11 protein-coding genes are annotated in these 12495 nt (G+C 68.0%); 7 read left to right on the forward strand and 4 right to left on the reverse strand.

Features of this window, described 5'->3' with window-relative positions; genetic code table 11:
* The first annotated feature begins 5 nt into the window (after positions 1–5).
* The 4 genes from ACLE20_RS14060 (at position 6) to ACLE20_RS14075 (ending at position 5599) form a co-directional block, all read left to right on the forward strand.
* Entirely contained in the window at positions 6–779 is a 774-nt protein-coding gene (locus ACLE20_RS14060; protein ID WP_410940932.1) for an SDR family oxidoreductase, read from the forward strand.
* 31 nt (positions 780–810) lie between these two features.
* The gene (locus ACLE20_RS14065; protein ID WP_410940933.1) at positions 811–2736 is read left to right on the forward strand and encodes a beta-N-acetylhexosaminidase; all 1926 of its coding nucleotides are present in this window, start codon (positions 811–813) and stop codon (positions 2734–2736) included.
* Positions 2737–2748: 12 nt separating this feature from the next.
* Positions 2749–4182, forward strand: coding sequence for a M81 family metallopeptidase (locus ACLE20_RS14070; protein WP_410940993.1), 1434 nt, complete (start codon positions 2749–2751; stop codon positions 4180–4182).
* A 208-nt stretch (positions 4183–4390) separates the two neighbouring features.
* A complete protein-coding gene (locus tag ACLE20_RS14075) occupies positions 4391–5599 on the forward strand; it encodes an MFS transporter (protein ID WP_410940934.1) in 1209 nt (402 codons plus the stop codon).
* Positions 5600–5606: 7 nt separating this feature from the next.
* On the opposite strand, the gene ACLE20_RS14080 is transcribed toward ACLE20_RS14075, so the two are convergent.
* Entirely contained in the window at positions 5607–6224 is a 618-nt protein-coding gene (locus ACLE20_RS14080; protein ID WP_410940935.1) for a LysE family translocator, read from the reverse strand.
* Positions 6225–6419: 195 nt separating this feature from the next.
* Here ACLE20_RS14080 and ACLE20_RS14085 point away from each other — a divergent pair, with 195 nt between their 5' ends.
* Genes ACLE20_RS14085 through nagA form a run of 3 tightly spaced genes read left to right on the forward strand, consistent with a single transcriptional unit; the run spans position 6420 to position 9389 of the window.
* Complete coding sequence (locus tag ACLE20_RS14085) at positions 6420–7184, forward strand: GntR family transcriptional regulator (protein ID WP_410940994.1); 765 nt, start codon at positions 6420–6422, stop codon at positions 7182–7184.
* Between the two features lie 19 nt (positions 7185–7203).
* Positions 7204–8232 carry an SIS domain-containing protein gene (locus tag ACLE20_RS14090; protein ID WP_410940936.1) on the forward strand — a complete coding sequence of 343 codons (1029 nt, stop codon included), beginning with the start codon at positions 7204–7206 and terminating at the stop codon, positions 8230–8232.
* Positions 8229–9389 carry an N-acetylglucosamine-6-phosphate deacetylase gene (nagA, locus tag ACLE20_RS14095; RefSeq protein WP_410940937.1) on the forward strand — a complete coding sequence of 387 codons (1161 nt, stop codon included), beginning with the start codon at positions 8229–8231 and terminating at the stop codon, positions 9387–9389. The genes ACLE20_RS14090 and nagA overlap by 4 nt, the downstream gene beginning before the upstream one ends.
* On the opposite strand, the gene ACLE20_RS14100 is transcribed toward nagA, so the two are convergent.
* The 3 genes from ACLE20_RS14100 to ACLE20_RS14110 are packed head-to-tail and all read right to left on the reverse strand — an operon-like array spanning position 9381 to position 12382.
* Positions 9381–10100, reverse strand: a complete 720-nt coding sequence (locus ACLE20_RS14100) for a copper homeostasis protein CutC (protein ID WP_410940938.1) — start codon at positions 10098–10100, stop codon at positions 9381–9383. The two genes, nagA and ACLE20_RS14100, sit on opposite strands and share 9 nt — an antisense overlap.
* Positions 10101–10103: 3 nt before the next feature.
* Positions 10104–11021 carry an ROK family protein gene (locus ACLE20_RS14105; RefSeq protein ID WP_410940939.1) on the reverse strand — a complete coding sequence of 306 codons (918 nt, stop codon included), beginning with the start codon at positions 11019–11021 and terminating at the stop codon, positions 10104–10106.
* The gene (locus tag ACLE20_RS14110; RefSeq protein ID WP_410940940.1) at positions 11021–12382 is read right to left on the reverse strand and encodes an amidase; all 1362 of its coding nucleotides are present in this window, start codon (positions 12380–12382) and stop codon (positions 11021–11023) included. The genes ACLE20_RS14105 and ACLE20_RS14110 overlap by 1 nt, the downstream gene beginning before the upstream one ends.
* Positions 12383–12495: the final 113 nt, after the last annotated feature.

The following is a 12495-nucleotide window of genomic DNA, read 5'->3' on the forward strand; positions in this document are numbered from 1 at the left end:
CACTGATGAAGACTCTCGCCATCGTGACCGGCGGTGCCGGCGATATCGGTCGCGCGATCGCGGCCCGGCTTGCGGCCGATCACGACATGGTCCTCCTCGTCGATCTCGACCTTGAGGCGGCGCAGGCGGCGGCAATGACGCTCGGTCCTGCCGAGCGCTTCTTCACCCTTCGCTGCGACGTGACGGACGAGGCGGATGTGGCCGAGATGGCCAGGGCGGCGCGCGCGCTCGGCCGGGTCCGCACGCTGGTCAACAATGCGGGTGCCGCCTTCTCCGTCAGCCTGCAGGCGACGACGGCCGAGAGCTGGCGGCGCGATACGCGGCTGAATTCGGAAGCCGCCTTTCTCTGCCTCCGGGCGGTGGAGGATATGCTGAAGGAGACGCAGGGATCGGTGGTCAATATCGCCTCGGTCAATGGCCTGCAGGTCTTCGGCCATCCCGCCTATAGCGCCGCCAAGGCCGCGCTTCTGCATTTCACCCGGCTGACCGCGGTCGAATATGGCCGCTATGGCATCCGTTCCAATGCGGTGGCGCCCGGCACGGTGCGTACCCAGGCCTGGAATGCACGGGCCGATGCCAATCCCAATGTCTTCGAGGAAGCCAAGCGCTGGTATGCGCTCGGCCGCGTCGTCGACCCGAAGGACGTGGCGGAGGCGGTCGGCTTCCTCGCCTCGCCGCTGGCGGCCGCCATTACCGGCGTCTGCCTGCCGGTCGATTGCGGACTGACCGCCGGCTCGGCCGAACTCGCCCGCACCTTCTCGCAATCCGACGATTACTGATCATCGCATCCAAGCAGCAAGGAACAGACACATGGCCCCGACCCCCGCTCTCTACCGTCTGGACGGTACCTGGTCGCCCAAGGGCGGCGCCAATGGCGCTTTCACCTTCACCCTGTTCAATCTGTCCGATGAGCCGCTGTCCGGCTTCTCGCTTGCCTACACATCGCTTACCCGCGTCATCGATGCAGACGCCGTGACCAATGCCCGCTTCCTGAGGCGCAATGCCAATTTCCATGAATTCGCGCCGCCGGAGGGCCTGTCACTCTCGCCGGGTGAGGGCTGGACCTTCACCGTGTCTGGCCTGCACCGACCGGCCAAGCACTGCACCGAGGGCGCCAAGTCCGCCTATCTGACGCTGTCTGACGGCAGCTTCGTCGACGTGGCGGTGTCCGACCTGCTGCTGGCCGATGCGCCGAGCCTGCCGCCGCCGGTGCTGCTGCCGGACGGCAAGCTCGACCTGCCCTTCGCGTTGCAACCCTGGCCGGCCGAAATCGATGCCGTGCCGGGCGAAGGCTTTCCGGTGGTGCTCTACCCGGCGGAGGGGACGTCGACGGAATCGCTCAAGGCCATTTCCGCCGTCACGGATCTCGTCCGCCGCCTGTTTGAGAGCGCCCATGCCCCCTTCTCGCTCGTCAAGGCGCCCGGTGGCCTGCCCCTGTCGCTGACCCACCAGGCGGATCTCGGCAAGGAAGCCTACCGGCTGCAGTTCTCGGGCGATGCGGTGGCGCTGGCCTTCGGTGATGCCGCCGGCCGGCAATATGGCCTCACCACGCTCGCCCAGCTTCTGGAGGGCGCACGCGCGCGGCCCAAGACCTTCCGCTTCCCTGCCTCCGGCACCATTGCCGATCGCCCGCGCTATGGCTGGCGCGGCTGCCATCTCGATGTGTCGCGGCAGTTTTATCCGGTCGCGGACGTGGTCCGGCTCATCGACATCCTCGCCTGGCTGAAGCTCAATATCTTCCATTGGCACCTGACCGATGACGAGGCCTGGCGGCTGGAGATCAAGGCCTATCCGCAGCTGACCACCACAGGCGTGGTGCGGGCCCCGCAAGGCCCGCTGCTGCCGCAACTCGGCAATGGCGCAGCGCCGGTCGACGGCTTCTATTCGCAGGACGATATCCGCGCCATCGTCGCGCATGCGGCGAGCCTCTCGGTCGAGGTCGTGCCGGAGATCGACATTCCCGGCCACAATGCCGCGACGCTGGTGGCGCTGCCGGATCTTGTCGACGGCCAGGAGGCGCCGGACAGCTATCATTCGGTGCAGGGCTTCCCCAACAATGCGCTGAACCCGGCGATCGACTTCACCTATACCTTCCTCGAAACGGTGTTCGACGAGATGGTGACGCTGTTTCCGAGCGATTACCTGCATGTCGGCGGCGACGAGGTGGCCAACGGCTCCTGGCTCGCCTCGCCCAAGGCCAAGGCGCTGATGGAGCGCGAGGGGATCGAAGGCACCTTCGCGTTGCAGTCCTATTTCCTGAAGAAGGTCAAGGGCATGCTCACGGCGCGCGGCAAGAAGCTCGCTGGCTGGAACGAGGTCGCCCATGGCGGCGGCGTCGGCGCGGAGGGCACGCTGCTGATGGCCTGGGAGAACCCCAACGTCGGCATCGAGCTCGCCGAACAGGGCTATGAGGTGGTGATGACGCCGGGCCAGGCCTATTATCTCGACATGGTGCAGGACGATGCCTTTCAGGAGCCGGGTGCCAGCTGGGCCGGCACGGTGCCGCCCGCCCATACCTATGCCTATGAAGCAGCGGGCGAGTTCCCCGAGACGCTTCAGGACCGGCTGAAGGGCGTGCAGGCCTGTATCTGGAGCGAGCATTTCCTCTCGCGCGGCTATTTTAACCGTTTGGTCTTCCCGCGCCTGCCGGCGATCGCGGAAGCCGCCTGGACGCCGCGGGCCAACAAGGACTGGCAGCGCTTTGCCGCCATCGTGCCCCTCTGCCCGAAGCTCTGAGGAAAGACCATGCTGCGCATCGCCTTTGGCGGCATCCATACCGAATGCAGCACCTATTCGCCGGTGCTGATGGCGGTCGAGGATTTCCGTCTCATCCGCGGAGAGGGTCTGCTCTCCTTCGACTATTTCGACTTCCTGCCGACCGAGGGCGTCCAGCTCCTGCCGCTCCTTCACGCCCGCGCTGTTCCGGGCGGACCGGTGTCACGGAAGGCCTATGAGCACTTCAAGGCGGATTTTCTGCAGCGGCTAGAGGCCAGCCTGCCGCTTGATGGTCTCTATCTCGCCATGCATGGCGCGATGAATGTCGAGGGCATGGACGATGCGGAGGGCGACTGGATCTCGGCCGCCCGCGCCGTGGTCGGGCCCGACTGCCTGGTCTCGGCCAGCTACGACCTGCACGGCAATGTCAGCCAGCGGATCATCGACCAGCTCGATATCTTCGCCGCCTACCGGACGGCGCCGCATATCGATGTGCGCGAGACCATGGTCCGCGCCTGGACCATGCTCGTCGAGGCGCTTGAAGGCGGGCCAAGGCCGGGCGTCGCCTGGGCCAAGGTGCCGGTGCTTCTGCCCGGCGAGCGCACCTCGACCGAGGATCAGCCGGCCAAGTCGCTCTACGAGGCGCTGCCGGCCTATGACCGGCGGCCGGGTGTCCGCGATGCCAATCTCATGGTCGGCTATGTCTGGGCGGACGAGCCGCGCGCCACAGCCTGCGCCGTCGTGACGGGTACGGAGAAAGAGGCTGCGGCCGAGGCTGCCCGCGAGATCGCCGAGGGCTACTGGGCCGCGCGCGAAAACTTCTCCTTCGGTCCGGTCACGGGTCCGCTGCCGGCCATGCTGGATGCGGCGGAGCAGGCGACGACCCGCCCGATCATCCTCGCAGACTCCGCCGACAACCCGACCGGCGGCGGCGTCGGGGATCGGGCGGATGTGCTGAACGCCCTGATCGCGCGGGGCTTTGAAGATGGGCTCATCGCCGGTATTTGCGACCGGCCGGCGGTGGAGGCCTGTTTTGCGGCGGGTGAGGGGGCGGTGATCGATCTCAAGGTGGGCGGCAGTCTCGACCCGTCCAGCCGGCCGGCCGAGATCGAGGCCGTGGTCTTGAGGCTCGACGATCCGGGCGATGCTGCGGAGCGGCAGGCGGTGGTGCGGACCGGCGGGATCACCATCGTGCTCTCGGCCCGGCGCCGGCCCTACCACAACCTCTCGGACTTCGCCCGGCTCGGTCTTGATCCGAAGACGGTGCGGCTTCTCGTCGTCAAGTCCGGCTATCTCTCGCCGGATCTGGCGCCGATCGCCAATCCCAACCTCATGGCCCTGACCGAGGGCGTGGTGAACCAGGATATTCCGGCGCTCGCCAGCCATCGCCGCAGCCGCCCCGCTTTCCCCTTCGACCGCGATTTCGACTACAGCCCCGACGTCCGCTTCTCCGCCCGCTGGAGCTGAGCGTCGAGCCGGCCAGGGCTGGATTTCGCGGGGGCCGCGTGTCTTCCGGTCGATTGTGCGGCGGAGGCGCTTCTGCTTAATGGTGCGCGCAGCCGATGGGCTGCGCGTGATTCCCGTTCTCCGGCCCGTCCTGCAGAACATCCGATCCGGACCGACGAGGGACCAGGACGGCGCTGCCGATGGCTTTGCCCGCAACAGACAGCGTCCCATGGCTTTCCATATCCCCGATGTCTACCGCCACCCGACCGTGCGCACCAGCATGCTCGCCATCTTCGCCTTTGGCTTTTCCGGCGCCACCACTTCGCCCTACCAGTCGGTGGTCGGTATCCGCGAGCTGGGGCTGAGCGATGGCGCCTATTCGGCGATCATGGCGTCAGCTGCCGCCGTCAATGTGCTGGTGAGCCTGCTCGTCGGCAATTTTGCCGATCGCCTTGGCGAATACAGGCGGATGATGCTGATCGTCTGCCTGTTCGGCATTGTCGGCTTCGGGGCGATCTATCTCGTGCCGCGGCAGGCGGTCTTCGTCGGCGCGGCGCTGCTCGTCCTACCCGTCTATGGGGCTTTGAATTCCCTGCTCTTCGCCAATGTGCGGGCGGTCACGCGGGACATGCCCAGTGAAACGATCGCGGAGGTCAATTCCGGCGTGCGGGCGATGATCTCGCTCTCCTGGGTGCTGGTGCCGGGCCTGACCGGCGTCCTGCTCGCCCAATCGCCCACCATGCTGCCGGCCTATCTGTTCGCGGCGCTGGCGGTGGTCGCCTGTCTCGGCCTCATCGCGCTCGCCATGCCGAAGGTCGAGCCGGGCGAGGCCCTGGTGATCAACCATCTGAGCTATTGGGCGGCGCTTGCCCATGTCCTCTCGCCGCGTATCGCCGTGCGAGTCTTTGCCGTCGCGCTCGTCACCGGCATGCTGCATGTCAATGGCGTGGTGCAGCCGCTGATCGTCGTCGGGCCGGCCCGCGGGCAGGTGAGCGATATCGGCGTCCTGGTCGGCATCGTCGCGCTGCTGGAAGTCGCCTTCATCCTCGTGCTCGGGCGGATCGTGCGCCGCTACGGCGCCATGCCGGTTCTCGCCGCGGGAACGGGGCTCTACGTTCTTTATCTCGTGCTGCTCGGTCTGTCCTCGGCGCCCTGGCACCTCTATGCGCTGACGCTGATCAGCGGCGCCGGCGCCGCGGCGCTGATCAGCATTCCGATCACCTATCTCCAGGATCTGATCGCCGACCGCCCCGGGCTCGGCAGCGCGCTGATTTCGGTCAACATGTTCCTGAGCGCCGGGCTCGGCGCCCTGCTCTTTGCGCTCGGCACCGCCGTCGGCACCTATTCCATCGCCTCGATCATCGGCGGCGTCGCGGGTGCCCTCGGCATCCTGCTGCTCATCCTGCTCGATGGGTTCCGCCCACGATCGGCCGCTTGAGGGCCAATCAGGCGGGACGGAAGGCGATGTAGACGGCGGTGGCGCCGAGGACGCTGGCGGCGCTGCGGTTGAGCGCCTTCAGCGCCGAGGGCCTGCCCAGCAGCTGGCGCGCGCGCGTCGCAAGCAGGATATAGGGCAGCAGCACCGCCAGCAGCGTGATGAAGGTGATGACGACCAGCGCCAGATAGTCCTTGAGCGTCACGGCCTGAAGGTCGATCAGCGTCGGCAGCAGCGCCAGGTAGAAGAGCATGGTCTTCGGATTGCCGAGGGTCACAAAAAGGCCGGAGAGGAAAGCCGAGACGCCGCCCGCCGGCGGCCGCGCCTCGATCCGCTCGCTGATCAGCCCTGCAGTCCAGAGCTTCCAGGCGATGAAGAGAAGATAGAGAGCGCCGATGATCTTGATGATCAGGAACAGCGTCGCGAAGCTCTGGGCCAGGAAGGAGAGGCCGAGCACGGCACCGGTCAGATAAACGAGATCGCCGAGCGTCAGGCCGAGCCCCATCAGAAAGGTTTCGCGAAAGCCGGACCCAAGCGCGCGCGCCACGATCGCCGTCATTCCAGGGCCTGGAATGGCAGCGGCGACGAACAGCGCACCGGCATAGGCGATGAGATTTGAAATGGTCATGGCATCCCCTCCAGAGAACGAGAATTAGCCAATCTGCAGCCCAATGCCAAGAGCGCTCATGGTAGGAATGGTTCATACCAATTCTGTCCTATGCGGCTTCTTGAAATCTCATCTTGGCGAATTGGTCCTTATTTGGTATTGCATATGTCATGAGCAGCTGACGCACGATGCGGGGCTGCGGAGGAGCGCATGCCGATGACGGTCTCGCTGATCGATTGCCTGCCGAGCGGAGGCTTTCCCGCTTCCGGCGGGCCGCTCTATCTGCAGCTGCGCCAGGCGCTGGAAGAGGCGATCCGTGCAGGGCGGCTCAGGGCCGGCGACGCGCTGCCGCCCGAGCGCGACCTTGCACTCAGCGCCGGCATCAGCCGGGTGACGGTGCGCAAGGCCGTGGAGGATCTGGTGCGCGACGGGCTTCTGGTGCGCCGGCATGGCTCGGGGACCTTCGTTGCCGCGCCGCCGGCCCGCATGGAGCAGTCGCTTTCCCGGCTAACCTCCTTTTCCGAGGATATGGCACGCCGCGGTCTGGCCACGCGCGCCGAATGGCTGGAGCGCGGCCTTTTTCCTGCCTCACCGGCGGAGATGATGGCCCTCGGTCTTTCGGCGGACGCCTTGGTGGCCCGGCTCGGCCGGCTGCGGATCGCCGACGATGTTCCGCTCGCCGTCGAACGCGCCAGCGTCTCTGCCGTGCTGCTGCCCGATCCCGATCGCGTGACAGGTTCGCTCTATACAGCCCTGGCCGAGGCTGGGGCACGGCCGGTGCGCGCCGTGCAGCGTCTTTCGGCCCGCGCTGCCCGCCCGGCCGATGCGGCCCTGCTCGGGATCGCGCCGGGCTCGGCCTGCCTGTCGATCGAGCGGGTCGCCTATCTCGCCTCGGGTCGGGCGGTGGAATTCACCCATTCGCTGTTTCGCGGCGATGCCTATGACTTCGTCGCGGAACTCACACTCAGCGAAATGCCTTGATAGCAGGATTGGACAGAGCATGACCGACATCACCCATATGCGCCGCGAGATCGACGAGATCCCGCAGGCGGCAGCCCGGCTTCTCGAGGGCGCGCGCGGCGCGCTCGATGCGGCCGGTGCGGCGCTGCGCGAGGCGGACCCCGCCTTCCTCGTCACCATCGCCCGCGGCTCTTCCGACCATGCGGCGCTGTTTCTCAAATATGCGATCGAGCTCAGCACCGGTCGGCCCGTCGCCTCGCTCGGGCCATCTCTCGCCTCGATCTACGCCGCGCCGATCCGGCTGTCCGGTGCGGCGTCCATCGCGATCTCGCAATCGGGCAAGAGCCCGGACATCGTCGCCATGGCGCAGGCTGCAACCGAGGCCGGCGCCGTCTCGATCGCGCTCACCAACACGCTGCCGTCGCCGATCGCCGAAGCGAGTCGCCATGCGATCGATTTTGCCGCCGGGCCGGAGATTGCGGTCGCCGCTACCAAGTCCTTCGTCAACTCCATCGTCGCCGGCCTCGCCATCCTCGCTGCCTGGACGCGGGACGAGGCGCTGGGCCGGGCGGTTCATGCCCTTCCCGAACATTTCGCCCGCGCCGTCCGGCTCGATTGGCAGCCGCTCGCCGATGGCATTGGCGAGGCGGATTCGCTCTTCGTGCTTGGCCGCGGACCGGCGCTGGCGATTGCCAGCGAGGCGGCACTGAAGTTCAAGGAAACCTCGGGCCTGCATGCCGAGGCCTATTCGGCAGCGGAAGTGCTGCATGGGCCGGTGGCGCTGGTCGAGCGGACCTTCCCGGTTCTGGGCCTTGCCGCCCGCGACAAGGCCGAAAGCTCGGTGGCCGCCATTCTCGACGATCTGGCGGGCAAGGGCGCTCGCGCCTTTGCCACCTCCGACAAGGCCGGCCGGGCCGCGCGTCTGCCCTTTGTCGAGACCGGCCATCCGCTCACCGACGCGCTGGCGCTCGTCCTGCCCTTCTACGGTTTCGTGGAAGCCTTCTCGCGCGCCCGCGGCCTCAATCCCGATCAGCCGGTAGCGCTGAAGAAAGTGACGGAAACCCGATGAGCCGCGCCTTCGCCGTCACCGGCGCCCGCATCTTCGACGGCCAGGACTGGCATGAGGATCGCGCGCTTCTCGTGGATCAAGGCCTCGTCACCGGCCTCCTGCCGCCCGCCGATCTGCCGGAGGGGCTGGAGCGCAAGGCGGCCAAGGGGGCGCTGCTGGTGCCGGGCTTCATCGATCTCCAGGTCAATGGCGGCGGCGGCGAGCTTTTCAACGACCGTCCGGAGCTGGACGCGATCGAGGCGATCTGCGCCGCTCATGCCCGCTTCGGCACGACGGCGCTCCTGGTCACGCTGATCACCGACACGCCGGACGTCCGCACGGCGGCGATCGCGGCGGCGCGCGAAGCGCGGCTGGCGGCGGTGCCTGGCTTCCTCGGCCTGCATCTCGAAGGGCCGCATCTGTCGATCGCCCGCAAGGGCGTGCATGATCCGGCGCTGATCCGGCCGATGCAGGCCGACGATCTCGACGCCCACCTCGCCTGTGCCTCCTTCTTCGACGCGGTGCTGGCAACCGTCGCGCCGGAAAACGTCACACTGGAACAGGTCGCGGCGCTCACGCGCGCTGGCATCACCGTCAGCCTCGGCCATACCGATGCCGATTACGAGACGATCGCCACCTATGCGCTGGCCGGTGCTCGGATGGTCACGCATCTCTTCAACGCCATGAGCCCGCTCGGGTCGCGCGAGCCAGGCACGGTCGGTGCGGCGCTCGATCTCGGCACGCTCCATGCCGGCATCATCGCCGATGGTTACCATGTCGATCCGGTGACGATGTCGATCGCGCTGCGCGCCAAGACCGGGCCGGGGCGCATCTTCATCGTCACCGATGCCATGTCGACCATCGGCTCCGACCTGCAAGGCTTCACGCTCAATGGCCGCACCGTCTTCCGCAAGGACGGACGGCTGACGACGGCGGATGGCACGCTGGCCGGTGCGGATATCGACATGCTGTCTTCGGTGCGCTTCGCCCACCGCACGCTGGATCTGCCGCTCGAAGAGGCGCTGCGCATGGCATCCGCCTATCCTGCGGATGCGATCGGCGTCTCCGCGCGGAAAGGTCGGCTGATGCCGGGTCTTGATGCGGATTTCCTGCTGTTGAGCGAGGATCTGGACATGATCGCCACCTATATCGGCGGCGAGCCGGTCTTCTCAACCTGAGATCGCCGCCTTGAGCGCCCGCACTGTCTCGCAATCGGTGCGGCGCATGGCCTCGGAAGCAAAGCCGAAGTCGAGCAGCAACGGGTCTTCGCCCCCGATCGGCCGGGCGCAGGAGGCGTGAAGCTCGCGCACCCCGGTCTCGAGCAGCGCCGCGGCATTGGCGGCGGTGACACCGGAGCCGGGCATCAGCCGGATGCGGCCCGCCGCCTGCTTCTCCAAGGCGGCGAGAGCCGGCAGGGCGTCGATCGCCTTCAGCGCGCCGCCGGACGTCAAGATGCGGTCGAAGCCGAGCGTGATCGCCTGTTCGAGTGCCGCGGCCTTGTCCGGCGTCAGGTCGAAGGCGCGATGCAGCGTGTGGCCGAGGCCTTCGGCCCGGCGCAGGAGGCGCGCGAGCGTCGCTTCGTCCAGGCTATGGTCCGCTCGGTTGGCCCCGAGCACCACGCCGGCGAGACCTGAGGCGCGCGCGGCGTCGATCTCCGCCTCCATGATCGCCACCTCCGTCTCGCTGAAGACGAAGCTGCCGGCGCGGGGCCGGATCATCGCAAAGACCGGGATCGGCGCTTCCGCGGCCCGCTTCATCAACCCGATCGAAGGCGTCAGGCCGCCGAGCGCCAGCGCCGCGCAGAGCTCGATCCGGTCGGCGCCGCCCGCGACCGCCGCGTCTAGCCCCTCGGCATCGTCGACGCAGACTTCGAGGAGAACCGCGCCCATGCGCTAGGCCCCGAGCGCCAGCAGCGCCGCGCCGATCAAGCCCGGTTCGATGCCGGGATAGAGCGTCGGGCAGAGGCCCTGCACCACCAGCGGCCGGTCGAAACGGCGCAGCGTGCGGGCCCGGGTCGCGACATCGATCGCCGCCATCAGCCGTGCCGAGGAGGAGAGGCCGCCGCCGGTCGGCACGATGGTTGCGCCGGTGATGTTGATGGCAAGCGCCAAGGGCGAGGCGACGAGATCGACCAGAATCTCGATCGTGCGCGCCGCTTTCTCGTCGCCCTCTTCCCAGGCGCGGGTGATCTCGCGGCTTTCCAGCCGCTGGCCAAAGAGCATCTCGTAAAGCCGCTCCATGCCCCGGGCACTGCCGACCGCATCGATACAGCCCTTCTGGCCGCAGCCGCAGGCAAAGGCGGGAATGGCGACCGGCGGATCGCCGGCAAAGGCGGCGGCGACCGGGCCATGGCCCCATTCCCCGGCAAAGCCGCCGGCCTCGTTGATCAGCCGGCCATTGACCACGACCCCGCCGCCGACGCCGCTGCCGAAGATGGCGCCGAAGACGATGCGATGGCCGCGGCCTGCGCCGATGCCCGCTTCGGCGAGCGCAAAGCAATCGGCATCATTGGCCACCAGAACCTGAGGCCCCAGCCGCGCCTGCAGGTCGGCAGAAAGGACGCGCCCGTCGATGCAGGGGATATTCGCGACCTTGCCGGCCTGGGTGTCGGGATCGACGACGCCGGCGATCGAGAGCGCGATCCGCTCCGGCTGCGTGCCGGATTCGGCGATGAGGTCAGCGAGGACGGCGACGAAGGCATCGAAATCATGGAGCGGCGTCGGACGGCGCGACAGCGGGCGGATGTCTTCGGGCGAGGCCGCGACCGCGCCGCGGATCGCCGATCCGCCAATATCGAAACAGACGATCATCAGGACTCCATCAGCAGAGATTCTGCGGCTAGTGCCGTGGAAAGAAGCCGCTCGTCTTCCCCATGCGGCGCGGAGAGCAGCAGCCCGACCGGCAGGCCCGCCTCGCCCTGCCCGCAGGGCAGCGAAACGCCGCAGCCGTCGAGAAAATTGGTCAGCATCGTGTTGCGCAGCGTGCGGATATTGGTGGCGACGAAGGCCTCGTCATCAGCGATCAGCGGCGCGATCTTCGGCGCGACATGAGCGACCGTCGGGTGAACGAGCAGGCTGTCCGGCCCGATCTCTTCGGCAAAGGCTGCGACCATCCGCTGGCGGGCGGATAGAAGGGCGATGTAGTCGGCGATGGCGATCCGGCTGCCGAGGGCAACGCGGCTTGCCACGCGTGGATCCATGGCGCCGGCATGGCTCTCGAGCCGTGCCTGGTGGAGCGCATAGGCCTCCGCTGTCACAAGCGCGCCGTGCCGGGCGCCGAGCGCCAGCACCTCATCGAACAGCGGGAACGGCCGCCGCTCAATCCGCGCGCCCGCGGCGCCCAGGCGGGCGAGCCCGGCCTCGAAGGCGGCGATGACGCCCGGCTCGGCGCCATCGAAGACGACGCTCGTCGGCACGATCAGGGTCTTTCCTGCAAGCTGAGATCGCTCGACCGTCGGCGCGGTCTTCCCCCGCATGGCGGCATCGACCCAGATCGCATCCTGCACGGTGCGGGTCAGCGGCCCCAGCGTGTCGAGGCTGGTCGACAGCGGGAAGACGCCGGCCATCGGATAGCGGCCGCGGCTGGCCTTGTAGCCGACCAGCCCGCAGAAGGCGGCGGGGATGCGCACCGAGCCGCCGGTGTCACTGCCGATCGCCACCGGAACGAGACCGGTCGCAACCGCCGCTGCGGCACCCGACGATGAGCCCCCAGTGACGCGCGGCGCGTCGGTCGCCCGCGGGTTCTCCGGCGTGCCGTAATGCGGGTTCAGTCCGAGGCCGGAAAAGGCAAATTCACTCATATTGGTGCGGCCGACCGCGACCATGCCGGCCGCGGCAAGGGCTGCGACGACCGGCGCATCCGCCTCCGCCGGCGGGGCATGGCGCAGCAGAGCGGATCCGGCGGCGGTTGCCATGCCGGCCATGTCGAAAAGATCCTTCCAGGCGAGCGGAATGCCGTCGAGCAGGCCGAGCGAGCGTCCTTCGGCAATCCGCCGACGCGCAGCCTCCGCCTCGCGCTGGGCGCGCTCCGGGCTGAGCGCGGTGAAGATCGCCGGATCGGCCGCCGCGACCGCGTCGAAGGTGGCGTCCAGCAGCGCGACCGGATCGAGATGGCCGGACTGCAGCAGGACGGACAAGCTGGCGGCGGAGAGACCTCGGATCGAATGCGGCATGGCGTGGCTCGTCGTCTTGATGGGAGGCCCGCAGCGCTGCCATTCTTGCGGCGCCGCCTCAGGCGACATACATGCTGGGCGACGCCGCAACAAGCCCGCAAGTCCCGGCGAAC

The organism is Rhizobium sp. YIM 134829, assembly GCF_046546455.1.

Bases quoted from the DNA above. Each gene is read 5' to 3' on its own strand.
- ACLE20_RS14065 (WP_410940933.1), top strand. From the start codon at position 811: ATGGCCCCGACCCCCGCTCTCTACCGTCTGGACGGTACCTGGTCGCCC.
- ACLE20_RS14075 (WP_410940934.1), top strand. From the start codon at position 4,391: ATGGCTTTCCATATCCCCGATGTCTACCGCCACCCGACCGTGCGCACC.
- ACLE20_RS14105 (WP_410940939.1), bottom strand. From the start codon at position 11,021: ATGATCGTCTGTTTCGATATTGGCGGATCGGCGATCCGCGGCGCGGTC.
- ACLE20_RS14060 (WP_410940932.1), top strand. From the start codon at position 6: ATGAAGACTCTCGCCATCGTGACCGGCGGTGCCGGCGATATCGGTCGC.
- nagA (WP_410940937.1), top strand. From the start codon at position 8,229: ATGAGCCGCGCCTTCGCCGTCACCGGCGCCCGCATCTTCGACGGCCAG.
- ACLE20_RS14085 (WP_410940994.1), top strand. From the start codon at position 6,420: ATGACGGTCTCGCTGATCGATTGCCTGCCGAGCGGAGGCTTTCCCGCT.
- ACLE20_RS14110 (WP_410940940.1), bottom strand. From the start codon at position 12,382: ATGCCGCATTCGATCCGAGGTCTCTCCGCCGCCAGCTTGTCCGTCCTG.
- ACLE20_RS14100 (WP_410940938.1), bottom strand. From the start codon at position 10,100: ATGGGCGCGGTTCTCCTCGAAGTCTGCGTCGACGATGCCGAGGGGCTA.
- ACLE20_RS14080 (WP_410940935.1), bottom strand. From the start codon at position 6,224: ATGACCATTTCAAATCTCATCGCCTATGCCGGTGCGCTGTTCGTCGCC.
- ACLE20_RS14090 (WP_410940936.1), top strand. From the start codon at position 7,204: ATGACCGACATCACCCATATGCGCCGCGAGATCGACGAGATCCCGCAG.